Genomic DNA, 24725 nt, shown 5'->3' with positions numbered 1-24725 from the left:
TTGATCAAGCTTCATCAGTAAAACAAACAGTGGATCATTTCAGTTTACAAATCAAAGAGTAAAGATTTATTTATTTCAAATATTTGAATATAAAATAACCAAACGACAGAAAGGCTTATTCTACATCACGTAGTAATTTTTCTTTCCCGTCGTTTGGTTTTTTATTTTTAGCCTAATTCTTGACCTTTTGCATGCTGGTTATCCGTAAAATATTTTCCAGCAGGCTTTCCTTCCAATTCAGCTAATTTTTCTTGGATCTGACGGATCACCTTTTTTGCATCTTCTGGATTTTCTACAAAATCGAATGTATCCCCATCCACTTGTATTTTAGGACATACATCAAAATCTTCATACCATTGATTATAGCGGGTGTTCAACGTTTCGTAATAGGTATATAACGTTTCATCGCTTTCTAGCTGTTCATAATCACGCCCACGTTTTTTGATACGTTCTAGCATCGTGTCCAAAGAAACTTTGATATGGACCATCAAATCAGGCCGTTTTTTTGGAGCAACATCATCTAACTCGTTTAGCATCGTATCTAATAAGCTATCGTACTGCTGTACTTCGATATCCGTTACCCGACCTAAATCAGCGTTTAGATGGAACAACAGGCTATCTTCATAGATGGATCGGTCTAGCACATTGTCATCGTTCACTAAAGCATTTTTCATTGCTAAAAATCGCTTGTTCAAAAAGAAGATTTGCAATAAAAATGCGTACTGCTCAGGATTTGAATAAAAGAGCGGCAATACTTCGTTATCTTCGACATTTTCATAAAATGGTTTAGAATCAATCTCTTTTGCAAGCATATCCGTCAAACTGCTCTTACCTGCACCAATCGTTCCTGAAATCAAAATCACTGACATACAACCCTTCCTCTTCTATAAGTACTCGCCTACGTAAGTTTCAACAGGCAATGTTTCAAAATCATATTCACGTACAGCTTGGTCTGATTTTAAATACGTATGGAGACTTTGTGTAATCATCAAGTTCGTAGGTACCGTCTCTTCTTGTACAATGATCATCGGTTTTTTCAACATAGTTGCCACACCTAATTCGTAAGCCGTTCCTGGATCGATTGTTTGATGCTCAAAGTCAAGGATAGCAACAACAAATTCTGCATTTGTCAGTTCTTCCATATCTTTTTCGTATACTTCCTGCGCCCATCCAGCGCTGAATAGTTCATAATTGCTTTCTTGGTGATGACGTGGAGAGTAGAAACTTGTGACTGTTTTGTTTTCCTCCAACGCTTTTTCGATACGACTTACTCGATCGATTTGCTCCTCTGAAAAAAATGGTCCTGCTAAATATATTTGACTCATTATTTTGCCTCCTTCAATAATAACTGATTTTTAATAGATACTGCTCGTAATTCATTGACCAGTTCCAATGGATTGTTGGAAAAGATTACTTGATCCAACCATTTTTTATCCATAAAATCCTCTTTTGCAAAAGTTTCTAATAATTGTTGCAAGCCGCTGTAATAACCGCCAATATTCAATATTCCGATTGGCTTGTCGGGCGTCAGACCGATTGCTATCCAAGAAAGAAGTTGTGAGAATTCCTCCAATGTACCTAGACCTCCAGGGAAAACGAGGACAGCATCTCCCTTTTCAAATAATAATACCTTTCTTTCATCGATCGTTTCTGTAGGAATAAATGTAGTAACATCTTTTCCAGGCAATTCAGTTTCAAAAAGCCCATTCGGATAGATACCTGTGACTTTTCCGTTATTTTCCAGTACTGTTTTACTAATCACTCCCATAATCCCGGAGTATGAACCACCGTAAACCAGTTCGATTTCTTCTTGTGCCATGTATTTTCCTAACGTTTGCGCAATAAATTTGTAACTTTCTTTATTACCAAAACGGGAACCGCAAAAAACAGTAAGTTTCATAAAAAAACACTCCCTAACTCAAAAGTCTATCTTTATTCTACACGTGTTTTTTTAAAATAAAAGACTAGATTTTGTAGTTTTTTAGTGGTATATAGGATAGAAACCACTATATATAGTATTTAGGAAAAAATCATTTTTCAGCTATTTTATAGATAAAATAAAAATAAATAACGTGTTTTCATCGATATGAAATGACTTACTTATAGAAGATACTGGGATTTCGTCCTATATGCCAATAACGTGCATTATTTTAAACAACAAATACTTGTTTCTTTTATTAATGAAAAAATCATTTTGTTCTCGTGTTATGTTTCACTGATAAATGATGTTTCTCTAAATAAAAAAGCCGACGAACTAAACGATCAAAATTTGATCATTTTTGTTCATCAGCTTCTCCTAAAAATCTTTTTGTTAACGATAAATAGCTGGATTTGTAAAAATATCACTTGAATCGTCACTGCTGGAAGAAAATTCAGTGATAACCGCACCTGTTGCGCCTGCCTGGAACTAGTGTTTGATATTGGGCTCGATCGTGTATTGATCTCTAGCATGAAGAATAATTTCTTTTTTTACTGTATAATAACTTTCTTTCCTTTTTGGAATAGTACAGGAAAGTTTTTTTGTTTCCTTTCCTTCGACATAAGGTATACCAGACCTTTTCGACAACGAAAGGTTCTCATTTTTCCTTCATCGTCATTTCAAGGAGGGTGCCGATGCTCTGGACAGTTTCGATCGCTCCTAAACCAAAATCTGTATATTCGATTCTTTCTAACTCTGATTCTTTCATACCATTCCTGCCTCAAGGTACATCTATTGTACTTTTTTCTTGTAATCCATTCTGCCTCTCCTAACTAATTGTCAAATCATCCCAAGATATGTCTTCTTCCTCTTTTTCTTCTTGGATGATTTCTGCATTCGGATCTACTGGTTTTTTCAATAATAAAATGGTTATTCCTGTGACAAAAGAACCAGCTAACAATGCACCAATGAATGCCCATGGTCTGGTCATCGTAGCGACTGCAAACATTCCCGATGCCGGAATACGGCTATCTGCGCCCCAAAGCATGCTTAATCCGCCACCTACTGCCCCACCGACTCCCGTTGCTATGACATTGCGTGCCAAGTCGTTCAATACGATAGGGAAACATCCCTCTGTGATCTGACAGATCCCCATAGGAAAAGCGGTCTTCAATGTATCGATTTCTTGACGATTGAATATATTTTTACGAATGATTTTCCCTAAGAAATAAGCGATCGTCAAGCCGAATGGGGTTACCATCGAAGCTAAAATCAATACAGTGATTGGTTCATAGATTCCTTCTGAAAACAAAGCAAAAACAAAAGCAAATACTACTTTGTTGATTGCTCCACCGTAATCGATTGATGATAATACTCCAATTACTGCACCATATAAAAATAACGAAGAAGTATCTAAATTACTTAGATAACCTGTAACCATCTCTGTAATCCAATTAATAGGTGTCCCTATCACGTAATACATGACCAATCCTCCAATAAAAGAACTGAGAAATGGTAAAACCAGAGTCGGCATTAGACCATCCATCCATTTAGGTACTTTGATTCCTGCCGTTAGTCCAATAACAACTAATCCAGATAAATATCCGCCAACCATTCCACCTAAAAATCCCGCTCCAATCCCACTAGCGGTCATCCCAGTAATCAAACCAGGGGCAATACCAGGCTTATCTGCTATTGAATAAGAAATGGCACAGGAAACAATCATTGGTAATAAACCTAAACCATATCCTCCCATCGTTGTCATCGTATCTGCAAAAGAAAACCCATCTGTGAATGATTCAATAGTGACTCCATCCATCATATTCCCGATAGCTAGCAAGAATCCGGAAGCGACGACGATAGGTAAAAAGAAAGAGATCGCCGTCATTAAATGTTTTTTGAAGCCTATTGATTTCAGTATCTCCATCTTATTCCCCTTCCATTCTTTCATTCAGCATCTCTTCTAATTTTTCGATCAGCTTTCTCGGAGATTTGACAACTAAACTAGTTGGTACCTCGACTACTTTTTTTCCACGAAAACGCTCTTTTCCGTTTACCTTGATATCTGCTGCAATAAGCACGACATCTGCAGCAGCAATGCACTTTTGCTCTAGTGGCTCTTGTGTTCCAGCAAGACCTTGTGTCTCAATCCAGATTTCATGTCCAAGGCTCTCTGCTGCTTGAAGCAGTTTTTCCTTTGCGATATACGTGTGTGCAATCCCCGCGGTACAAGCTGCGATTCCTACGATCTTCATTTTGTTGCCCCCTCACATATAGTATTTTGCTTTGCCATCTGATTGGAATAAATAAATTTTATCTAAAGCAACCTGTTTTGCAGCTTCCATACAAGGCGGAAACAGCATATTCGGTTCACGTATCTCTAAATCTCCTGAGTTCAAGATATCTCGGAGTTTTTCTGCGAATGCCATTTTGATATCACTGGAAATATTGATTTTATTTATTCCTAATTCTACTGCCTGACGAATCTCCTCATCTGGATTGCTTGATCCTCCATGAAGGACTAAAGGAATAGTAGTCAATGATCGAATCGATTCTAAAATATCGAAGCGAAGCTTGGGTTTGAGTTCTTTAGGATAGATCCCGTGGGCTGTTCCAATAGCGATCGCTAAACTGTCGATTCCGGTCTCCTCAATGAATGCTTGTGCTGTTAACGGATCCGTATAAATAATCTCGCTGACACCGCCTTCTACAGTATTACCTGTGTCTCCGATCGTCCCCAGCTCGGCCTCTACAGAAATACCAACAGCGTGAGCAGCTTCTACTATTTTTTTAGATAACATGACATTTGTTTCATACGATTGATGGGATGCATCGATCATAACAGAAGTAAAACCTAAGCGGATGGCATGAATAATTTGTTTGAATTCATCACCATGGTCTAAATGGATACATACGGGAATATCTGTCTGCTCAGCTGCATATTTCACTTGAGCGATGAAACTGTCTGCCAAAAATTTCAGTTCTTCTGGATGGATTGCAATCATAACAGGAGATTCTGCTTCTTCACAAGCTTCTATCACTGCGTTCAATAATTGCCCAGAACCTGCATTAAAGGCAGGAACGGCAAAGCTTCTCTCTTTCGCTACGGCTAGTATTTCTTTTCCTGTTACTAACATAAGTCATCATTCCTCCTAGTCATTTTGTGTCAATAATATATATAATTCCTCGATTGAAGCAGCTTTTTTCAGTTCTTTGATAAACCTCTCTCTTGCCAAAAGTACGGCAATCTTTTGCAAAAGCTGAAGATGCCCTTTATTTTTGTCACCTTCTTGTACAGCAAATAAAATCACGATTTCTACAGGACGATCATCTAATGTTTCCCATGGAATCGGATCAGCTAAAGTAGCAGCTGCGATCACTGTCTGCCGGACACTTGGTGATTTACCATGAGGGATAGCAATCCCTTGTCCGATTCCTGTTGCTCCTTCTTCTTCTCTTTGATAGACATCATCCAAGAAACTTTCTGTATCAGTTATTACGCCTTTATCTGTCATAATTTTTGTTAATTCTTTTAAGATTTGGCGTTTCGTTTGTGCTTTTGACTGAATGATCAGCAACTCTTCATAAATGACTTGAGTCAATTCCAGCGGTATTTCCTCCCTTCAAAAAAACAGGCTTGACGCATTCCGCTGAAGCGAAATGGGTCAAGCCTGTTGAACAGTGACTCCCCGATTTTTAAATTTTTTGATAGACACTTTCCACATCTCTTTCATTGATTGGATCCCCGATCTTGCGTCCAAAGCCTATTCCTTTTTTGATCAACACCCACTCCCCTTCCTCTGATTTCGCAATGATAGCATTGTGATTCAAAATAGCGATCACTTGCATCGGTTGCTCCTCTCCTTTCAGCGATAGAAAACAGCCAAATAAAATCTGCTTCCATAATAAGATACGCAAAGGCTAGTTCCTTTGACGAAAAAACATCTTTTTACACTGATCGATTCTGCTGGCTATAGCTCTATTAAAAGCACAAGAGATCTTCGAACAGAGCAGTTTTATCTTCAGGTGTATGTTCAGACAAAAAAGGTATTGAACACAAACGTCCAATACCTTTTGCTCAGCAAATAAAACGCATACATTTTGTTAAAATTTCTCCTCTAAAGGGTAGATTTCTCCTTTTAGATTCGATACAATAAACAAGGTTGATGTATTTACATTGACTATGGCAAACTTGGACGGTCACGTGTGATGACTTTTCAAGGTCTCTGCTTCTAGCTGCCACTAGAAGCAGAGGTGCCTTTTTTATTTGGCTGTGTCTATCTGCCATTTATGATACTGATAGCGCCATCAGTAGTCAAGAAAAAACGAAAAAATACGAAAATGTGTACTGTTTTTCGGTCAGGTTTTTGTAAAAACAATATTTCTTATTCTTTTACGATTCATTCACGAAATATACTTGTTTCTAGTGCCCCTTCTCTTTTTTTCTTTCTTCTAACAGTCTCAAGATGAGAGGTACGGCATTTCATCCATCCAAAACTTCTGGTGATCATACTTTTTTAGCCAATCCTTTTCCTGATTCTTGGCTACACCTTAAGTCAAAGCGCTACTGATAAGGACCTGCTTTTTTTGCTACATAATAATTTTTCTCCTCTTATGCAAATCTTATGCAAACACCGTAAACAAGGAAAAGTGTCGTGTGTTTAGCCATTTTGTTAGCTCCCCTCACAGTTTATAAAAAATTTATTCGCAAGAAACTTCAAGAGATACGTCTTAAGCTCCCTAAAGCTACTATTGTTAATGAAATTATAGAATTAGTAATTTATAGCTAGTCAGTACTCAACTCAGTATGTTGAAAAAGTATACTGGTATACGAACAACTTGATTATTTCCAAGAGTGGTCTATGATTAGGTTAAACGAACAGATAATGATCTTCTCTGCTAACTGAAGATAACTATCAAGTTCAAGAGTATTAAAGTATATACTACATTACTTATATTATATAGACACAATAAAAGTATTAAGGAGTGAAAGGTATGAAAAAGCTGGTATGGATTTATTCGGTAAACACAAGAGGGGGAATTCTTAAGAGTAGCGGAGCCGGTATGATCTGGAGTAGATCAAAGAAGCTTCAGGAACAATTACGTATAAAAGTTGAACCCGAATGGGACCTTTCAATCATTAGCTACGATATTACTACTGATATTCCCCAAGCTGATTTGATTATGTACAATGAAATGGATCAAGCTTATATGAATGATGAGATCAAAAAAAATGGGCTTTCCATCCCTTATCAGGATTTAGCGACAGCTGACGTAGATAGCATTTTCGATAAGATAGAAGCCTTTTCGAAATATAATCATTACAAATTGAATGATCCTGTGTTATAGATCTTTGAGTTTATTACCACCATAGCAAACAGCTATTAATTTTTAGGGAATATTTGCTACGTTACTAAAAAACGATTATTACCAAACTACTATTTAACAATCCTTATGTAAGTTATATTGACCAGATCCATATACTTATTTGAAAAGGAATATTGTTAGATACGGATTTTCTTTTTGAAAAATATAAAGAAAAAATACACTGCGTGAAAAAAAGAAAAAAACCATTAATTACATTAAAAGAAATGTAGATGTAAATGAGGTCCCTATTTCCAAAATCTATAAAGATCATCTTGAAATGTTAAAAACCAATGTTGTTAACTCGATTTATGTTCGAAAAGAAAAAACAATAGAATTTCACCTATTTTATGTAGAAAACAACTCAAAAAGCAAAATATATTGTCAGTCATATGCAAAAAATCCAATCACACTCCCTAGGTTAAAGAAAGGAACAATTTATATTATATTCGAAGCGTCACTGGGGATCATGGAAACAAATTGCAGTTTATTAGCTATTGACTTTAGAATCCAACAAGGAATCGAACAGGAACATTTAGATAATAGAGATATTTATTTTTTAGATTATGTTTCAAACTTTGAAAATCGACATCTCTTTGAATCATACAGAAGACCGTAGTTCTGCTTGCAGTGTTCTCCTTTCATAATGGATGGAGGTTGTGACAGAAGTGGGCAGCTTCAAGAAATAAGAAGGAATTTACGAAAATTGCTTTTCAAATTTTTGTGAAATTTCGGCTTATTTTTCGAAGAAGTTACTTCTGGAACACCGTGTATCAGAGGTTATGAAAAAGCTGCCCTGCATCAAGTAATAAGAACAGCCAAACAAAAATAGTTCCTCATATTTTACGTTTGGTTGAGCTTATTACCGCAGATGCAAGCTTTTGAACACCGTTTATTCGGAAAAAGGAACTGCGACAAGACTTTTGTCACAGTTCCCTCTTAGCGTCATACTTTACGTTTATCTTTAAATTGATTTCTTTAGATTACATACGCTATATATCTACATGGTTGAGTTTTGTATGCTCTTATTAATAAATGATTTACAATTTTTGGAGACTTAAAAGCTTACTTTATATAAAGTAAGGCAATATAGTTGCTACTAGCAAAATAATATAGAGAAACAGTCCAAACAGATTTCTAGGATTGATAGTATACCCAAATCCCAGGCCCTTTTCAACGAATACCTCATGTTTTTTCGAAGGTTCTACGTTTATGAAACTAACAATAAGAATCCCTAATACAACAATAAATGAAACCAGCGGAAGAAAATCAAATTGGCTGTTTTTGAATATTGTATGTCTTAGAACTAGCATAATGAATACAATAACAACCAAAATACCTACTAAAAGATCATTTGCTTTCATTCCTTTGAGTTTCTTTTTTTTATTTTTCATTTTTTCTCCTCTTTTAATTAAGAATTTTATATCTTACATGGATTGTTTCAAATGGTTTTCTATTCAAAAAGGGAATTTTAACACTTTCAATGATTTCATCATAGTTCTCTGTGTTTATTTGATGGCAGACTTAAATCTCCCCGTAAGATATGTGTGTTGATAAGTATATTCTAAGCTTACGATACTTTAAATCATTCCATTTATCCACCTCGATAATTTTTATAGTCCTCATTGTAACTATCAAACATTAATTACCCATGAATTTTGTTTAAGTTTACAAATAAGTTGGTTTGTTATCTGTATCGGTGTATATCAAAAATCTAACAGGGGGAAATTTGACTTTTTCCTATTTTAGTAAGATAGTATCAAACCTTCTCGAGTGTTTTCTTAGAATCTTCCAGCATACCTAGTGTAAAATTTTATGGTTACGGACCTCATGTGTCATGTCTCTTTTTCTGTACTCTTCGTTATATGATTTTTTATTTGCAAAGACTCAAATAAAAGAAAAAACCCATGACCAAAATTCGTCATGAGCTTTTTTGATACTCGATGTAAGATAGTTTTTCACCTTGTCTGATTGGTATACTTAACGGATCAAGTCTGTTTCAGGATCATTCAGCAGACGCTCGACTTGTACTCTTGTCGTTAACGGAACATCTCCTTGGATCGAATGAGCTAATCGAGCATTTCCTAAGGCAAAATAAACGGTCTTCTGTAAGGACCACTTCTCAGAGAAACCGAGTAAGATTCCAGCAGCAAATGCATCTCCTGCCCCGATTCGATCAAGTACATCCAAGGGATAAACTGTTGTTTTCTCTGCTTCTTGTTGTGTGATCAAGTAACCACTTAACTGTTTTCTTCCATCCACACTTTCTCGCCTCGTCCCAGTAAACCACTGGATATCGTAGTGATTCATAAAGGACTGGATATAAGAAATAGGATCATGTTCGTTTTCTACATTGTCTGTTTCCTCCCACTGCACCAGTTCTGTCAGATCTCTAACTGAGCCAAACAAGATGTCGCAATAAGGTAACATTGAATGATAACGCTTCTTCATCTGTTCTTTTTTTCCATCTTCTTGATTCAAACTAGGACGATAATTGAAATCAAAACAAACTTTTTTCCCTGCTTTATGTGCTTGTTCTGCTAACTGGATAGCTGTTTCAGCCGTCTCATCAGATAAGCTTAAACTGATCCCGCAGATATGGATCAAATCGATCTCATCAATAAATGCTGCACAGTCATAATCCTCTATTACAGATAAACCAAATGAGCTATGTTTTCGGTTTTGATAAGTGACTTCTGTCGGACGGACACCATACCCCATTTCTGCAAAATAAGTCCCGATGTGTTGATATTGATGGATCACATACTTCGTTTGGATACCTAGTCCGTTCAAATTAGTGAGTGCTGCTTTTCCTAGACGATTGTCTGGCAGAGCCGTCAGTAAATAACTTTCAACACCAAAATGGGCAAGGTTCCCTACTAGATTTACGCCAGTCCCTGTGTAAGCCATGCGTAAGGTATGGGTTTGTTCCAGCATCAAATGTTCTGGAGGCGTGAGTCGCAGCATGACTTCCCCAAATGCACCAATTTTCATTCTTCTCACCTTATTCCACGATTTTTTTCATCAATTGCAACAGTTGGCGTACCTCTTCTGGGCGTGTATTACCTGTATCCTTGTCGATAATTGCACTATATACATGAGGGATGACCTTTTTCACTCCTGCGTCTATTGCGATCCGTACGATTTCTTCTACATTATCAAGGTCGATTCCACCAGTTGGCTCTAAATAAAAATCATTGGCAGCACAAGCTTCTGCTAAGGCTTTATATTCTTTGATATGAGCAAGTCCCTTCATAGGAAAATATTTGATTGAGCTGCCGCCCATATCTTTCAACAATCGAATAGCTGTTTCAAGTGTCACGACTCCAGCAGGTCCTTGTGAACTTAAAGGACCAGTTGCGATGTTGACATATCCTTCTTTTCCCGTGGGAGAAACCAAACCGTTGATGACCGTTTCTGTCTGTTTCAATACAGCTCGGGAAGCTCCTACTCCTGTAAAGACTTGATTGACATGCTGAGGCTGCAATACTTCGGCTAAACGAGTGACCATCTGGCTCTGGTTTGGATCTCCCGCGCCTAGACCGATAGATAAGGCATTATTTGTTGCTTGCTGGTATTTTTTCATTTCTGCAATAGCTGTTTCGTCGTCAGAAAAGTTCTTTGAAAGAACCCCTAAAACAATATGGCCTTCCGCGGCCTCATAGCATTCTTTTGCGTTTTCTACAGAATTTGCTAACACATTTAGACATATCTTATCTTTTAAATAATTGGGACTTAATCTCATTCCTTTTTCTCTCCTAGTTCTTCAAGATTTCTTTTAAGCGATCGATGATTTTCTTCATCTCCTGTTGATTGACGGAACGGATATCAAATTCAATGATGCCGTTGTTTGCCTGGTATTCTCTTGTATAGATGGCAGGATTTTTTTCTTTCAATGCTTTAATCACTTGTTTAGCTGATTGATCTCCTGAAACTTTCACACTTGCTCGATAGATTTCTCGACCTGCGCTATCTTGAACGATTTTAGCTTCCAAATGATCGATCTGATTGAGTTGTTCGATGAACGGTTGTAGTCTTTCTTTCATTGTAAGGCCAGACTCACTGCCTTTATTCAAATAGTCTTCCACTGCTTGGACAAAACCGAGGATATTTTCCTTTCCGATTTTCATAGAACGTCCGATTCCTTTTGATTGCATCCGAACCCATGAAACATAAGTTTTTTTTCCAATCACCATTCCGGCGCTTGGTCCTTCGATCGCTTTTGCCCCTGAATAAATAACTAGATCAGCGCCCAACTGCACATATTTTTTCAGATCTTCTTCTGCCGCAGCATCAACGATTAACGGAAGCTGGTGCTTTTTGGCAATCTGTGCTGCCTCTGACACGTCAAGCATACTTTTTTGTACCGTGTGATGGCTTTTTATATAGAGAATCCCTGCTGTTTCTTCTGTGATCATCATTTCGATCTGTTCCGGCGTACACATATTAGCGTAACCTGCTTCGACTACCTGACCGCCTCCTTGCTGTACCATGATTTCCACAGCCGTGCCGTAATCTACATTGTGTCCTTTTGGCAAAATGATTTGTCGTTTTTTGATGGATTCTGCATAAGGATGATAAAGGGGATACAGTTCTCCTTTACCTATAACAGCAGCTACCGATTGAGCGATTCCTGCAGATGCGGATGAAACGATCTGGACATCTTCTACTTCTAACAAATCGGCTAAATATTTTCCTGTTTGAATGCTTAATTCTTCCATCTCAAAAAAATGCTGGCCACCAAAACGTTGCGCGTCAAGAACTGTCTCTGAGAGGGTCGAGACTCCTAGAATCGTCATTCTTCCTGAAGCATTGATTACTTTTTTCAGCTGAAATTTCTCATGATTCGCATGCATAACTTTTTCCTCCGATAATCGTTTGTACTGGTTTGATTTGCTGATTTGACTGTCTTTTCTCTCCATTGGAATCGATTAGTTCCTTAGGTTGATTGATCAATTCAAAAACAGTAAAATCAGCGTCAAAGCCTTCTTTGATTTGTCCCTTCGTCTTCAAGTGAAAATTCTGTGCTGGAACTTCCGTCACCTTTTCGATGATTTCTTCCCACGTATATCCGACAAGCCGCAATTTTTCCATTGTTGTGGCCAAATCGTAGACTGGACCGTTTTTACGATTACGAATATAGATGTCTGTGCTGATCGTATCTGCTTTTATCCCTTGGTGATAGGCGGTTTCTGCAACTTGGAAATTAAAACTATCCGTCCCGTGTCCAATATCGAAGATGATTCCTCGATTTTTTGCTTCTACAGCTATTTGTTTGATTTTTTTCGTTTTCTGTTCCAAGATCCCGTTTGTTTTTCCATTGAAACAATGAGTCATAATATCTCCTGATTCCAGTAAAGCTAAAATATCCAACAAATTTGGCGGAGCAGAACCGATATGAACCATCAAAGGAAGCTGATGGTTTTCTTTTTGTATCCTTTTTGCTAGCTGTAGCGGAGTGATGCCGTTTTGACCCACTACGCTCTTGCTCATCCGTGCTTTGAGACCAATAATGAAATCCGGCAGTTCCTCGATTTTTTGCTTTACCATATCAGCTTGGATCTTGTTTAGGTCTGCTAGTTCATCTTGTGCAATGATTCCCCATTTTGAGATATTCAAAAGCGCATAGACATTTGTTTTTGCCTGTTTAGCATGTTCATAAAAATCAGCAATGTTTTCTGCCCCAGTCGTCCCCGCATCGATGACTGTTGTCACACCTTTATTCACGCCGATTTGATCTGGATAATCATAATACAGGGTCATTTCTTCAAAACAATGAACATGATCGTCGATCCAACCAGCCGACAAATATTGCTGAGGGGTCAAGCTGATTTTCTGACGAGCTTTTTTTGTGATGAGAGGTGCAATTTCGCAGATCTTTCCTTTGGTTATCCCGATATCGAAGGTCATCCCGTTAAACTTTCTTGCATTTTTAATGACTAAATCATACATAATCATTCCTACTTTTCTATAAATTTGAATTTAGACCATGGATGAATGAATGGCAGCAAGATCAATTCTTCTTGAATAATATGCCCTACTTTATTCTTTCGCGGATCACTGTGGGGCTCTAAAACAATTTGCAGCTCGTTTTTATATTTGCCAAAACGGTCATTTCCAACGACAACATCTCCTACGACAAATTCAAACTCGGTATCATGTGCTTTGTTTTCATATTTTTGATATTTTTTTCGAACTTCCGTTGATCGTATCACTTGATCTGTGATGTCCCCTCGACGAACATGCTGCTCTTCCAATACGATTTGCCGTTCCACCTCATTTATATTTGCAACAAACTCGACCCTAAAAACAGTCTGGTAACGATCCAAATGCCCTAATGACTTCAATTCTTCTTCACTTGCGTATGCGTTTCCAATAATTATATCATCAATTAGATTTGTGGCAAACAAATGCTTAGCTGCTGTTTCTACAGAGAAATGGCGATGCATTTCTAAAGTAGGCAGTCCATCATTGATATCCCATGGTCCGATTCTACCTGATTGTGAGGTAATGAAGGCTGCCGTTCGAATACCGTTTTTTTTGAATCGTTCACTACTAGATTGGAAAAAATGATACGGTAAACCGGTTCCTTCTTGCGGATAAAAATTGTGACAGCCATATAGAAAAGATGTATTCGCCTGATGTGTCAAGATATTTTCTAGATAAGCGACATCGTTACTCATATTCAACTCGATGGCCAATTGATAAGGATTAAAAGTCAAAAGTGCTTCTTTTTTTCCATCAAATCCTAAGTCTAAACGAATACCATCTGCTCCTAATTTATGGAAGAATCCTAAATCGTCATAAGAAATATTCAGTTGTTCAAAAATAGCGGGCGAAACATCTAATATCGTTTCAAATCCTCTCTCTTTTGCAAAAAAGATCAATTGCTGGAATTTTTTCTGAACAACTTTCGGATCTTCCGAGATTTCAAGCATACTCATAAAAATCCTGCTGAATCCGTATTGATGGGCTGTTTCGATATACTCACGATCTTTTTGAGGATCACTGTGGTCTGGGTAAAGGGAAATGCCTAATGAACGTTTCATGATTTGTTCTCTTCTTTCTTTTCAATTATAGTCGTTCTTCGGTGACGCCATCTGTCAGAGTGAGATCTGCTTGCTCTTTCGCTTGCTCCTCTGCTTCTCTGGCTAATTGCTGTTTTTCAAACACTTTGAAGAATGGATAATAAATAGCCAAAGTAATCAAGAAATTACCAATAACCAATAATCCTGCTGCAATACTCCAGTTCGTGCTCATCCAAGCAGCAATCGGCGCAGGCATCGCAAACGGCAGACGCGCAACCATCATTGGCACGACACCACTGACAGTGAGAATATAAGACAGAGTCGTCGTCACAAGAGGTGCAAGAATAAATGGAATTCCTAAAACTGGGTTCATCACTACTGGTGCACCAAAAATCATTGGTTCATTAATATTGAACAAACCCGGCAGAATGGACAAACGTCCTAAGCTTTTTAAATACTTGGATTTAGAAAACATGAATAAGACGACTAACGCAAGAGTGGTTCCTGCTCCGCCAATCCAAACGAACCATTGTAGAAATTGTTCAGTGAAAATATTCGGCATGGCGTTAGCACTTGTCCCTGCATTAAACGCATCAATATTTTCAGCAATCGAAATATCCCAAAACGGACGAATAACCGGACCCATGATCGCTGGGCCATGGATTCCTAATACCCAGAAGAAACAAATCAGGAAGACAGTCAAAAGACCGCCAAACAAGCTGTTACCCGCTAATACACCTTTTAAAGGCATAAGTAGTTGACTCAAGAATCCATTTAAATCGAACCCAAGCATATGGCGGATGATCCAAAAGAAAATCAAGATAACTGCTCCTGGTATCAATGCCACAAAAGAATTTGTTACTTCCGGCGGTACACCATCTGGCATTCTGATGGTTATTTTTTTCTCAATAAAAAACCGGTAAATTTCTACTGAAATAATTGCTGTCACGATAGCTCCAAATAATGAGCCCGATCCTAGATTAGCAATGTTGATGTAACGTCCGGCTGTGACTTCCCCCATATCTTCTAAAATACGTGTAGGAGGAGCTGCCACGATCAGAAAAGACATTAATGCCAAGATACCTGCTGTTAGGGAATCGAGTCGATAGCTTTTCGCCAAAGAAGAAGCTATCCCAAATGTCGCATAAAGAGCAAGGATACCAACAGTATAGCGAAAAGGAATATCTAATATCTCACGGTATGGCTCAATGACTGCTGCAACTGATTCAATTGGGATGTTCAGTAAAATTGTAAAAAATGATCCTACGATTGTCAGTGGCATAGTGGCAATGATTCCTTTTCTAATGGCAGTCATATGTCGCTGAGTACCAATACGATTGGCTACGGGCATGATTTTTTGTTCGATAATTCCTATAAATTTATCCATCTTCTTTCTCCTTTTATAACATTATAATGTTTACAAGTGAATAGTAACACACTTCTCTGTTAATTGTAAACGCTTTTCTAACAATCTCTCCTTCTTTTGCTGTTTTCTTTTTAGAAAGAAAAGGAGATATGACAAAAGTCGTGCCACACTCCCTTATCCAGAATAAGTGGTAATCCAGAAACAGCCGTGTATCTGCGGTAATAAGTCCAACCAATTCAAAAACATGAATAGCTGTTTTTTGAAATTGTTCCTTGTGACTCGGAGCTGAAGGGCAAGCTCACGACCTCTTGGTAAACGGTGTTCAAAAGCCAGTTTCTCGGTATTAAGCCAAATTTATGCAAAAATGTAGAAAGCCATTTTCACAAAATTTTTCTTAATACTCGAAACTAAGCGACTTTTTCACAACCTCTTCCTTAAACGGTGTTCAAAAGCTTACATCTGCGGTAATAAGCCTAACCAAACGAAAAATATGAGAAGCTATTTTTGTTTGGCTGTTCTTAGTACTTGATGCAGGGCAGCTTTTTCACAACCTCTTTTTTTATTTATGTTTCATAATCAATATGGTAAGGATGCAGATCCGTATGGTAGACCGCCTCCGAATATTCAATCATTTCCCCAATTTGCGTAGACGATTTCCGTATCCGTTTGATGCCGATCTGTGCGTTTGTTTTCAGAATTCCTTGTTCTTCTTCTGTTAAAAATACTGCAGAGAAATCATCAGAAAATGAGTCAATAGTATATCCTTTTTTCGTCAGCAAACGATACAAAGATTCTTTGCCAAATTCTTCTCTGCTGAATTGCATCATTTCTTGTGGAAGATAATGGACAAAATAAATATAAGGCTGATTGTTCAAATAATATAAGCGCTTAAAACAAACAGCTTGCTCACCGAAAAAGGAAAACAAAGGATCTTCCTTCTTTATATTGACCAATTGCAAATCCAGCGTTTCTTTCCGGACTTCATATCGGGAGTTCTCCAAGATTTGCGTAAAGCTTGCCGCTTTGGATAATCGATTGTAAGGACGATTGCTTAGAACCGTCGTCCCACGACCACTTTTCTTTTCGACATATTCATCTGATGCCAGCAGTTCGATTGCCTTTCGGACAGTGATTTTGCTGACTTGAAACAGTTCTTCTAATTCACTTTCTGTCGGCAACATCGAACCGACTGGATATTTTCCTGAGAAAATATCTTCTTTAATTTTATCTGCGACTTCCAAGTATAGTACACGTGTCCTTTTCATAACGTCACCCTTTGCTTTACTATTACTAAAAGAATAGCACATAAAAAATAAAAAAAGAACACAAATCACATGTGAGAAGTGTGTTCTTTTTCATTCAGCTGCTTTAATTACAAGTTTACGCCATTTGAGGCAATTACTTCTTTATACCAATCAAAAGATTTTTTCTTTGATCGATTCAGTGTCCCATTTCCTTCATCGTCTAGATCCACATAGATAAAGCCGTAACGTTTACTCATTTCTCCTGTTGATGCACTGACAAGATCGATACATCCCCAAGGCGTATAGCCCATCAAATCTACACCATCTGCTACTGCATTAGCCATCGCTTCGATATGACGACGTAAATAATCGATCCGATAATCATCAATAATCGTGCCATCCTCTTCCATATGATCAATGGCTCCAAGACCGTTTTCAACAATGAATAATGGTTTCTGGTAACGATTGTATAATTCATTCAATGCGATTCTCAGCCCTTCTGGATCGATCTGCCAGCCCCATTCACTTGCCTCAAGAAACGGATTTTTTACTCCTCCCAGCAAGTTCCCTTCTGAAGTTGCTGCTTGAGGATCAGTCTCATTGATTGCCGTAGACATATAATAACTAAATCCGATGTAGTCCACTGGATATTCTTTTAGCAACTGGAAGTCTTCTTCCGTTTGCTCTAATTTTTCCGGATCGACTCCATATTTTTTATGGGTACGCGCTGTGTATGCAGGGTATTCTCCACGTACTTGGACATCCGTGCAGAAAAAATTGAATTCTTGGTTTTGGATCATTGTTGCTGCCTGATTGACTGGATTGGCATCGATGCTGTAAGTTGTTGCATAGATAATCATGCAGCCGATTTGGATATCCGAACGCAATTCGTGGCCGATTTTTACGGCTTTGCTACTTGCAACGAATTGATTATGCCATGCTTGGAAAATATTTTGGTACTCTCCTGCTCCATTGCTTTTTACTAATCCTTGACTTAAAGCTGGAAAGTGAAAGGCCGAATTGATTTCATTGAAAGTCATCCAATATTTGACTTTACTGCTGTATCTCTCTAATACTGTCTGAGCAAATCGTTCATAGAAGTCGATCAGTTTTCGATTTTTCCAGCCACCGTATTCTTTTGCCAAATGAAGAGGCATTTCGTAATGAGAAATCGTGATCACAGGTTCAATATCATATTTTAAGCACTCATCAATCAGCTGATCATAAAATTCTAATCCCGCTTCGTTAGGAGTACCTTCGTCTCCATTTGGAAAAATCCGTGTCCAGGCAATCGAAAAACGATAACATTTGAATCCCATTTCCGCAAACAAGGCAAGATCTTCTTTGAAACGATCGTAATGATCGATTCCGCGATGATTCGGGTAAATATATTTTTCTTGATCAATCGTCCAGTCAAATTCTTCACTGCCGATAATCGCAAAGCGCTGCTTACCTCCAGGCATAGCATCTGCAACGGATAACCCTTTTCCGTCTCGATCATAAGCTCCTTCTAATTGATTGGCAGCGGTTGCGCCACCCCATAAAAATTTTTCTGAAAAGCGTGATTGCATCCTGATTTCCTCCTTATTTTACAATTGCTAGAACATCTTCGTTTGCAATAATCTCTTTTTGGTCTAATTCAAGTATATCGGCAAATGCATCAGTATTCGTAATGACAACTGGAGTGATTACGCTATAGCCAGCTGCTCTAATTGCTTCGATGTCAAAACGAATCAATAAATCTCCTGCTTTGACGAGATCCCCTTGTTTGACTAAGATCTCAAAGCCATTCCCATTTAATTCTACTGTATCCATCCCGATATGAATCAAAATCTCCGCTCCGTCAGTCGTTGTGATCCCTACAGCATGTCCAGTTGGGAAAATAGTCGTGATCTCTCCGTCTGCAGGTGCAACTAGTTCTCCTACTTCTGGATCAATAGCGATACCTTTTCCCATCACGCCAGAAGAAAAAACTTGGTCTGGTACTTCACTCAATGGCAGTACTTTACCCGTTAAAGGACTTTTTAAGGTATGCCGTGCTGAAGTAATCGGTTCTCCTGCATTCGCATGTTTGTTTTCTAATTGATTGTCTTGTGTTTGTTCGTCAAATCCTAAAATCAATGTACCTACGAATGCAAGAACAAAAGCAATTCCTGTAGCTATTACTGCTACTGTCACATTTGACTCTACACCATCCACCGTACTAATGAAAGTCGGAATTGTCAATAAGCTGACCAAACTGCTGGAGAAAGCTTTTACTCCGGAAAATCCGATAATAGCTCCACCAATACCTCCAGAAATACAAGCGGCAATGAATGGTTTCTTCAAAGGTAATGTCACACCATACACAGTTGGTTCAGTGATTCCAAATAACGAAGTCACTGTAGAAGAAATCCCTAATGCTCGAAGTTTCGTATCTTTTGTTCGCAATGCTACAGCTAAAGCAGCCCCACCTTGTGCCAAGATGGCTGGAAGAAGCATTGGCATCAATACATCAAACCCATATTGTTCGATATTCAAGAACATGATTGGTACGAATCCCCAATGCATGCCGAACATCACGAATACTTGCCATAAACTTCCCATGATTAGACCTGCTACGATTGGACTAAATCCATAAATCGAGTTGAAGAGACCGCCTAAAGCATTACCGGCAACCGTCCCGATTGGTCCTAAAGCAAGAAATGTTAATGGAACCATCACTACTAAAACGACAAGCGGAACTAAAATCATTTGCAGAAATTGCGGAATCACTTTTTTTACGAATGGCTCTAATTTACTTTGAACCCATACCGCTAGAATGATTGGTATGACAGAAGAAGTATAACCAGATGGTGAAAGAATCACTGGGATCCCAAAGAAACTGATAGCTTCTCCCGCACCAGCAACTGCTGTGATAGCTGGGTACACAAGTGCCATAGCAATTGCTACTGCTAAAAACTGGTTGGCTTTGAACTTTTTAGCTGCTGTAAAAGCAAGCATGACAGGTAAGAAGGTAAAGACACCATCTGCTGCAGCAAACAATATTTGATAAGTACCGCTATCAGCTGTCAGCCAGCCCATCACCGTTGCCAATGACAAGAATCCTTTCAATACCCCGGCGGCTGCCATCGCCCCTAGAAAAGGTGTAAATATACTAGAAATGATATCAATTAGACGATTCAAAATATTTTTGGACTCTTCTTTTCCATCCTCCGAAACTGCAAGACCTTCCTCATCCACGATCGATTGATAAACATCTGCTACATTACTGCCAATCACTACTTGATACTGACCGCCACTTTGGACGACTTGGATCACGTCCGGGTCTTCTTTTAACTTTTGCGTATCTGCTAAAGATTCATCTTTTAATCTGAATCGCAACCGCGTAGCACAATGTACTAAACTTTTGACATTCTTTTGTCCTCCTACCGCTTCCCATACACGACGACCAACTGCTTGATTATCCATTGTTTTTTCCTTCTTTCTTTTTTATTTAAAAAATAAAAACCCAGATTGAAAAAAACAGTCACAAACATTCGTGAACCTATTTTTTCAATCCAGGTTTTGCCTGCCATACAGTAACAATCCTTATGATTGGATGCTTTTTTTCTCACTTACTACTCTTTGAATATGGATCGTCAAATAAATCTGCTCTGCGATCCCCATTTCCTGTTTTTGCGTTTGTCGAAGATACTCATTGATCCGTTCGACACAATGAAACGCTTTTGGATACTTTCCTTGAACTAATGCGTAGAGAAATTCATCTTGTTCGTCAGATCCTTCCCCTTTGAGATAACGCTGGGCAAAAAACTGCAGATGAGTAATGATACGCTGATAATTCAAAGATTCTTCATCGAACACGATGCCGAAGAATTTACTGATGATACTCAGTATATCTCTTACCATTGTGGTAGCGGTCATCGTCACTTGCATGTCTTCGTTTCCTTGTTGGCTATTCACAAAATGAAAGGCAATAAAACCGGCTTCATCCTCAGAAAGTTCCACACCCGTCTTTTGTTTCACGAACAAAAGAGCCTCTTTCGCTGCTTGATATTCTTTCGGATAAAATTTTTTTGTTTCAAATAATAATGGATTAGGCAGTTGGATATTTTCTTTTGCTCGTGTGATCGCATAATGAAGATGATCGGTCAATGTCAGATAAATATTAGGCGAAAATTCAACTTTTAGTTTATCTTCAGCTTGTTCTACTACTTGCTTGACCCATTCGATCTCCTCTGCCGGAATATCAGCCATCAGCTGCTGGAATTGGTTTTTAACAAAAGAATCTCTTAAAACAAATTCTTTTTGGACCGCTTCTGGCGAAATCTCGTCCCCAATCTTTTTTTGAAAAGCTAGTCCTTTTCCCATACAAACGACTTCTTCCCCGAATCCATTTTTCGAAATGACGACGTTGTTATTCAAAATTTTATCAATTTTCATTTTGCTTCGCCCTCTCAAGAAAAATAAAAAAACCTAGAATTCGCCTACTGTTTCTTAGCTGAATTCTGGTTTTGCCTGCCGTACAGTAACAATCCATTTCTTATTCAAAATCATCATACCATCGAATTTCCACTTATGCAAGCCTTTTCATATAAAAAAATAAAAAAAACTGGAACACAAGTCTATCTAGAAAACAACCAAATCAGAGATGCACCTCTTTGCGTTCCTCTTTTTTTCAGCAAATCGGTTTTTCCTTATCGATTCATATCCTTTGGCTGTTTTTGATCTGTAACGACTTATGTCCCAGTATCCTAAAATGTTTTTGTCTCTAGATTGAAAGCAGTTCTCATATCATCTGTCGCATCTTTTATCGGTGTAACACTTTCCAGTTCTCCTTGTACAACTAGTCGCGTGACTGCATCCATGTCGCCACAAGTAATTAGTGTGACAATTTCTTTTCCCTCGACTTCATTCAGTAATTGGGTATCTGTAGGAGCAACTTTTTCTTTAAAAAATGTTTTGTATGTATACACATTTTCTAAATCTGTCAAATAGATCTTGGCACCCATCTCTAAATTTTCCAGCGGTGTAAACAGCAATTCAGGGTTCGTTGCACGATGGCTTGCTAAGGCATAATTTCCTTTTCCCATTTCTTGATCTGGAGATAATGTTCCTGCTCCGTAAAGTAGTGACGTATTATCTAAGCCTTTGAAAATCGGTAAATTGATTGAAACTGAAGGGACTGCGATACTAGCAATCACTGGTAGATCTGTTCCTCTCATCTGCGACCTCATGACCCCTTCTGTCGTCATTGGTTCTACCGCATCAAAGTCAAAACTGACATCTTTATCGTTATTCTTTTTCAGATCTTCTTTTGTTACATTCGCTATAGCATATTTATCTCCTGTCTCTCTGACAAGATAATCCTTGATCTGTTCATTGAAAATCAAAGCTAGTCCTACTAATAACAAGAGGAACAAGAGGATATTGACTAGCCATCTTTTTGCTTTTCCTTTTTTTTTCATTTTCTCTCCCTCCAGACTCATTTTACTGTTTTTCTTTTGCTCTTTCCAACAGCCGAATGACACATTTCTACAACTCTGTGTATTTTTTTCGTACACCTGCGCTTTTTTCTACAGGATATTTCAAATTATTTTTGGTCAATTTTTCCTCAATGATCTCATCTAGATCCAACTGAAGATTGTCTGCCATCATGTATGAATAGATCAATACATCCGCCAGTTCTTCTTTGATTCGTTCTAATTGTGTTTCTTTTACTTCTTCCGGCGTTTTCCATTGAAAAAGTTCTAACAATTCAGATGCTTCCAAAGAAATAGAAATAGCCAAATCTTTTTCGTTATGAAATTGTCGCCAATTACGTTCATCTCTAAACTGGTTGACTTTTTCCATGCTATTCATTTGCTTGCCTTCTTCCAATCATTTCTTACTTGATTAATCATACCATTTTTTTACATAAAAAATAGATGATGCTTTTTAAAAAACTCCTGTTTTCTTTTATTTAAAATAAATGTCATAGAAAATCAGTAATTTAGGTAGCCACCATGTGTATGCAGTAATGTGACTTCTTCCCCTGAGGCTTTTTGTTTTTCGATACGTTCTTCTCCCCAAACAGACATCGCTACTAGAATCTCTCTTAATGATTTTCCTTCTTCGGTGAGCGAGTACTCTACTTTAGGCGGGACTTGGTTATAGACTTTTCGATGGACAATGCCATCTTGTTCTAACTCTCTTAACTGCTGGGTCAGCATTTTTTGTGTGATCGTAGGGATTTTCTTGCTTCTCCACGCCTAAAATAAGCGATATTGCTCTTCCCTTTATCTGGTGTAAGCAAAGCAGTTAGCATTTTGACGATCGTGGGTTCCGCTTTTCACTTCTTATCTACTTAGTATCATGAAGTATACTTTCGTACTAATACTAAGTAGCGGAAGTGTCAACTACTTTGTTTAACTACATAGCAAAAGAAACAGAAGGGTGACAACGGTCATCACGCTTCTGTTTCTTTTGAATATGCTGTGTTGTTGTCTCTATCTCCGTGTAGACTTTCCTCAAGCTTATCCTTTGACAGTAAGTCAGTAGGCTGATTTGCTCTTTCTAGATGCCAGATACATTTCTACAAAGAAACAGTGATTCTGCTTTGAAAAATCGATTTTTAGTTCTGCATTTTCGTAAACATCCAGCATTTTTTTCGCACTGTATAGACCTAACCCGCCATTTTTTTTAGAGGTTTTTCCTCTTTTGACCATCTCCGATAGCGTCAAATTCGTTGGATTTGCCTTGTTCGCTATACTAAAACGTAATCCCTCTTTTTCTTCCAGCAGATTGATCGTAATCGGACTCTGATCGGCTACACGATGATCGAATGCGTTAGAAATAAAAATAGATAAACAGCGAATAAAAACAACCAGATCAATCGGGATTGTTTTCACTTCGACAGGAATAACTACTTGGATCGGGATTTTCTCCGATTCTGCTTTTTCTAGAAATTTTAAAAAGACACCCCTTACAGCTGGGGATACAATATTTGTTAGCTGTTGTATTTGCGGTTTTTCAAAAATAGCTGCAGAATGATCTTCTAAGATTTCTAAAAATTCCAACGTTTCTTTTTTATTTTCCTGAAGAGTAATTTTTAATGAAAACAGTAGACTTTTATAATCATGTTTGAATTCCTCTAGATGATGGTAATATTCTTCATTTATTTGATACAGTTGAAGCGATTCCTGATGTTGTCTTTCTTTTACTTGGAAACTGATCAACATAATGGAAAAAAACAAAGAAAAAAAACTGATGACTATCGACAAAAGAGATAGAAGCAGATAATTAGATGAGCGGAAGTGAACACTTCCCAATACCAAGTAAATCACGCCCCAGCTTAATAAAATACAAATACCTCCAAAATAGTGTTCAGTTGGATAAGTAAAAAGCAAGTTGAGAAATCTCGTCTGTTTGTCTATACTTTTTACTAATAGATAGAAAATAAATGCGATAAGTAGTGCAAAAAAACTTGCTGTTCCAAGATGTCTCTTTCCTAAATAATCCATCAGATCAAAAACCAGAAAAAAGCTGAGTCCAGTGATAGCAAAAAAAAGATTACTGATCAAACAGCTGATAAACAGGTTTTTCGTAGTAAAATAAAAAAGAAACATCAATAATAAGCCAACTAGGTAAGGAAAGCTCACTTTAGGGATAGGAAGTAAAAGTGTCACCACCATCAAAGCTATACAACCAAAGCTGTTTTTTACTAGCAGTTGTTTCGAAAAGAATAAATAGATGCCTAAATCTAAAATCAAAGTAAAGGTCAAATAAAGTGTCACTGTTGCGACCATCTTATTCCTCCATTGTTTTGTTTCAAAATGTACACATAT

The 24725-nt window shown here is 37.8% G+C and carries 24 protein-coding genes and 1 pseudogene; 2 read left to right on the top strand and 23 right to left on the bottom strand.

Translation table 11 applies throughout. The features are described 5' to 3' along the window. Positions 1 to 167 precede the first annotated feature (167 nt). The 3 genes from IGL31_RS02760 to IGL31_RS02750 are packed head-to-tail and all read right to left on the bottom strand — an operon-like array spanning position 168 to position 1900. A complete protein-coding gene (locus tag IGL31_RS02760; protein ID WP_002293604.1) occupies positions 168 to 869 on the bottom strand; it encodes a deoxynucleoside kinase in 702 nt (233 codons plus the stop codon). Positions 870 to 884: 15 nt separating this feature from the next. Next, positions 885 to 1325 carry a nucleoside 2-deoxyribosyltransferase gene (locus IGL31_RS02755; RefSeq protein ID WP_002293607.1) on the bottom strand — a complete coding sequence of 147 codons (441 nt, stop codon included), beginning with the start codon at positions 1323 to 1325 and terminating at the stop codon, positions 885 to 887. Continuing rightward, entirely contained in the window at positions 1325 to 1900 is a 576-nt protein-coding gene (locus tag IGL31_RS02750) for a TIGR00730 family Rossman fold protein (RefSeq protein WP_002293608.1), read from the bottom strand. Before IGL31_RS02750 ends, IGL31_RS02755 begins: the two co-directional genes overlap by 1 nt. Positions 1901 to 2140: 240 nt before the next feature. Here IGL31_RS02750 and IGL31_RS02745 point away from each other — a divergent pair, with 240 nt between their 5' ends. Next, complete coding sequence (locus tag IGL31_RS02745) at positions 2141 to 2350, top strand: hypothetical protein (protein WP_086299851.1); 210 nt, start codon at positions 2141 to 2143, stop codon at positions 2348 to 2350. Between the two features lie 397 nt (positions 2351 to 2747). On the opposite strand, the gene IGL31_RS02740 is transcribed toward IGL31_RS02745, so the two are convergent. The 5 genes from IGL31_RS02740 to IGL31_RS02720 form a co-directional block, all read right to left on the bottom strand. After that, the gene (locus tag IGL31_RS02740) at positions 2748 to 3845 is read right to left on the bottom strand and encodes a PTS fructose transporter subunit IIC (protein WP_002339057.1); all 1098 of its coding nucleotides are present in this window, start codon (positions 3843 to 3845) and stop codon (positions 2748 to 2750) included. Between the two features lies 1 nt (position 3846). Next, a complete protein-coding gene (locus IGL31_RS02735) occupies positions 3847 to 4173 on the bottom strand; it encodes a PTS fructose transporter subunit IIB (protein WP_002293612.1) in 327 nt (108 codons plus the stop codon). Between the two features lie 12 nt (positions 4174 to 4185). Further along, on the bottom strand, positions 4186 to 5055 hold the full coding sequence (locus IGL31_RS02730) for a ketose-bisphosphate aldolase (RefSeq protein ID WP_086299852.1): 870 nt from the start codon (positions 5053 to 5055) through the stop codon (positions 4186 to 4188). A 15-nt stretch (positions 5056 to 5070) separates the two neighbouring features. Continuing rightward, the gene (locus tag IGL31_RS02725) at positions 5071 to 5520 is read right to left on the bottom strand and encodes a PTS sugar transporter subunit IIA (RefSeq protein WP_086299853.1); all 450 of its coding nucleotides are present in this window, start codon (positions 5518 to 5520) and stop codon (positions 5071 to 5073) included. Between the two features lie 94 nt (positions 5521 to 5614). Continuing rightward, a complete protein-coding gene (locus IGL31_RS02720; protein WP_016628078.1) occupies positions 5615 to 5836 on the bottom strand; it encodes a CAT RNA binding domain-containing protein in 222 nt (73 codons plus the stop codon). A 1077-nt stretch (positions 5837 to 6913) separates the two neighbouring features. Here IGL31_RS02720 and IGL31_RS02715 point away from each other — a divergent pair. Beyond that, the gene (locus tag IGL31_RS02715) at positions 6914 to 7267 is read left to right on the top strand and encodes a hypothetical protein (protein ID WP_002306073.1); all 354 of its coding nucleotides are present in this window, start codon (positions 6914 to 6916) and stop codon (positions 7265 to 7267) included. Positions 7268 to 8352: 1085 nt separating this feature from the next. Here the strand turns inward: IGL31_RS02715 and IGL31_RS02710 are convergent. From IGL31_RS02710 to IGL31_RS02640, 15 genes and pseudogenes are all read right to left on the bottom strand, one after another. Then, positions 8353 to 8676, bottom strand: coding sequence for a hypothetical protein (locus tag IGL31_RS02710; RefSeq protein ID WP_086299854.1), 324 nt, complete (start codon positions 8674 to 8676; stop codon positions 8353 to 8355). A gap of 586 nt (positions 8677 to 9262) precedes the next feature. After that, complete coding sequence (locus tag IGL31_RS02705) at positions 9263 to 10276, bottom strand: sugar kinase (RefSeq protein WP_086299855.1); 1014 nt, start codon at positions 10274 to 10276, stop codon at positions 9263 to 9265. A gap of 10 nt (positions 10277 to 10286) precedes the next feature. After that, the gene (dagF, locus tag IGL31_RS02700) at positions 10287 to 11027 is read right to left on the bottom strand and encodes a 2-dehydro-3-deoxy-phosphogluconate aldolase (protein ID WP_002306070.1); all 741 of its coding nucleotides are present in this window, start codon (positions 11025 to 11027) and stop codon (positions 10287 to 10289) included. A gap of 13 nt (positions 11028 to 11040) precedes the next feature. After that, a complete protein-coding gene (locus IGL31_RS02695; RefSeq protein ID WP_086299856.1) occupies positions 11041 to 12138 on the bottom strand; it encodes a DgaE family pyridoxal phosphate-dependent ammonia lyase in 1098 nt (365 codons plus the stop codon). Continuing rightward, positions 12122 to 13234 (bottom strand): amidohydrolase/deacetylase family metallohydrolase, encoded by a 1113-nt coding sequence (locus IGL31_RS02690; RefSeq protein WP_002291135.1) that lies wholly within the window; start codon positions 13232 to 13234, stop codon positions 12122 to 12124. Before IGL31_RS02690 ends, IGL31_RS02695 begins: the two co-directional genes overlap by 17 nt. 8 nt (positions 13235 to 13242) lie before the next feature. Next, the gene (locus IGL31_RS02685; protein ID WP_086299857.1) at positions 13243 to 14331 is read right to left on the bottom strand and encodes a DUF871 domain-containing protein; all 1089 of its coding nucleotides are present in this window, start codon (positions 14329 to 14331) and stop codon (positions 13243 to 13245) included. A gap of 25 nt (positions 14332 to 14356) precedes the next feature. Beyond that, positions 14357 to 15697, bottom strand: a complete 1341-nt coding sequence (locus IGL31_RS02680; RefSeq protein ID WP_002323610.1) for a PTS sugar transporter subunit IIC — start codon at positions 15695 to 15697, stop codon at positions 14357 to 14359. A 542-nt stretch (positions 15698 to 16239) separates the two neighbouring features. Next, positions 16240 to 16941, bottom strand: a complete 702-nt coding sequence (locus IGL31_RS02675; protein ID WP_002291138.1) for a GntR family transcriptional regulator — start codon at positions 16939 to 16941, stop codon at positions 16240 to 16242. Between the two features lie 107 nt (positions 16942 to 17048). After that, positions 17049 to 18491, bottom strand: coding sequence for a glycoside hydrolase family 1 protein (locus tag IGL31_RS02670; RefSeq protein WP_002291139.1), 1443 nt, complete (start codon positions 18489 to 18491; stop codon positions 17049 to 17051). A 13-nt stretch (positions 18492 to 18504) separates the two neighbouring features. After that, on the bottom strand, positions 18505 to 20370 hold the full coding sequence (locus IGL31_RS02665; RefSeq protein WP_002318720.1) for a beta-glucoside-specific PTS transporter subunit IIABC: 1866 nt from the start codon (positions 20368 to 20370) through the stop codon (positions 18505 to 18507). 120 nt (positions 20371 to 20490) lie between these two features. Continuing rightward, positions 20491 to 21342, bottom strand: a complete 852-nt coding sequence (gene licT / locus IGL31_RS02660; protein ID WP_086299858.1) for a BglG family transcription antiterminator LicT — start codon at positions 21340 to 21342, stop codon at positions 20491 to 20493. A 311-nt stretch (positions 21343 to 21653) separates the two neighbouring features. Beyond that, positions 21654 to 22367, bottom strand: a complete 714-nt coding sequence (locus IGL31_RS02655) for a class A sortase (RefSeq protein ID WP_002317959.1) — start codon at positions 22365 to 22367, stop codon at positions 21654 to 21656. Positions 22368 to 22434: 67 nt separating this feature from the next. Next, positions 22435 to 22761: a nucleotide pyrophosphohydrolase gene (locus IGL31_RS02650; protein WP_010727453.1), complete on the bottom strand. Its 327-nt coding sequence runs from the start codon at positions 22759 to 22761 to the stop codon at positions 22435 to 22437. Between the two features lie 122 nt (positions 22762 to 22883). Next, positions 22884 to 23138 (bottom strand): annotated as a pseudogene (locus IGL31_RS02645) (winged helix-turn-helix transcriptional regulator); the annotation flags it as partial. Positions 23139 to 23432: 294 nt separating this feature from the next. Beyond that, a complete protein-coding gene (locus tag IGL31_RS02640) occupies positions 23433 to 24686 on the bottom strand; it encodes a GHKL domain-containing protein (protein ID WP_002306056.1) in 1254 nt (417 codons plus the stop codon). Positions 24687 to 24725: the final 39 nt, after the last annotated feature.

Origin of the sequence: Enterococcus sp. MSG3290, from assembly GCF_050555565.1 — a bacterium.
GTDB lineage: Bacteria > Bacillota > Bacilli > Lactobacillales > Enterococcaceae > Enterococcus_B > Enterococcus_B faecium.
Note: the sequence above shows the minus strand (reverse complement) of the source record. Positions and strands in the feature narration are given on the sequence as shown.

Bases quoted from the DNA above. Each gene is read 5' to 3' on its own strand.
- IGL31_RS02760 (WP_002293604.1), bottom strand. From the start codon at position 869: ATGTCAGTGATTTTGATTTCAGGAACGATTGGTGCAGGTAAGAGCAGT.
- IGL31_RS02755 (WP_002293607.1), bottom strand. From the start codon at position 1,325: ATGAGTCAAATATATTTAGCAGGACCATTTTTTTCAGAGGAGCAAATC.
- IGL31_RS02750 (WP_002293608.1), bottom strand. From the start codon at position 1,900: ATGAAACTTACTGTTTTTTGCGGTTCCCGTTTTGGTAATAAAGAAAGT.
- IGL31_RS02740 (WP_002339057.1), bottom strand. From the start codon at position 3,845: ATGGAGATACTGAAATCAATAGGCTTCAAAAAACATTTAATGACGGCG.
- IGL31_RS02735 (WP_002293612.1), bottom strand. From the start codon at position 4,173: ATGAAGATCGTAGGAATCGCAGCTTGTACCGCGGGGATTGCACACACG.
- IGL31_RS02730 (WP_086299852.1), bottom strand. From the start codon at position 5,055: ATGTTAGTAACAGGAAAAGAAATACTAGCCGTAGCGAAAGAGAGAAGC.
- IGL31_RS02715 (WP_002306073.1), top strand. From the start codon at position 6,914: ATGAAAAAGCTGGTATGGATTTATTCGGTAAACACAAGAGGGGGAATT.
- IGL31_RS02710 (WP_086299854.1), bottom strand. From the start codon at position 8,676: ATGAAAAATAAAAAAAAGAAACTCAAAGGAATGAAAGCAAATGATCTT.
- IGL31_RS02705 (WP_086299855.1), bottom strand. From the start codon at position 10,276: ATGAAAATTGGTGCATTTGGGGAAGTCATGCTGCGACTCACGCCTCCA.
- dagF (WP_002306070.1), bottom strand. From the start codon at position 11,027: ATGAGATTAAGTCCCAATTATTTAAAAGATAAGATATGTCTAAATGTG.
- IGL31_RS02695 (WP_086299856.1), bottom strand. From the start codon at position 12,138: ATGCATGCGAATCATGAGAAATTTCAGCTGAAAAAAGTAATCAATGCT.
- IGL31_RS02690 (WP_002291135.1), bottom strand. From the start codon at position 13,234: ATGTATGATTTAGTCATTAAAAATGCAAGAAAGTTTAACGGGATGACC.
- IGL31_RS02685 (WP_086299857.1), bottom strand. From the start codon at position 14,331: ATGAAACGTTCATTAGGCATTTCCCTTTACCCAGACCACAGTGATCCT.
- IGL31_RS02680 (WP_002323610.1), bottom strand. From the start codon at position 15,697: ATGGATAAATTTATAGGAATTATCGAACAAAAAATCATGCCCGTAGCC.
- IGL31_RS02675 (WP_002291138.1), bottom strand. From the start codon at position 16,941: ATGAAAAGGACACGTGTACTATACTTGGAAGTCGCAGATAAAATTAAA.
- IGL31_RS02670 (WP_002291139.1), bottom strand. From the start codon at position 18,491: ATGCAATCACGCTTTTCAGAAAAATTTTTATGGGGTGGCGCAACCGCT.
- IGL31_RS02665 (WP_002318720.1), bottom strand. From the start codon at position 20,370: ATGGATAATCAAGCAGTTGGTCGTCGTGTATGGGAAGCGGTAGGAGGA.
- licT (WP_086299858.1), bottom strand. From the start codon at position 21,342: ATGAAAATTGATAAAATTTTGAATAACAACGTCGTCATTTCGAAAAAT.
- IGL31_RS02655 (WP_002317959.1), bottom strand. From the start codon at position 22,367: ATGAAAAAAAAAGGAAAAGCAAAAAGATGGCTAGTCAATATCCTCTTG.
- IGL31_RS02650 (WP_010727453.1), bottom strand. From the start codon at position 22,761: ATGAATAGCATGGAAAAAGTCAACCAGTTTAGAGATGAACGTAATTGG.
- IGL31_RS02640 (WP_002306056.1), bottom strand. From the start codon at position 24,686: ATGGTCGCAACAGTGACACTTTATTTGACCTTTACTTTGATTTTAGAT.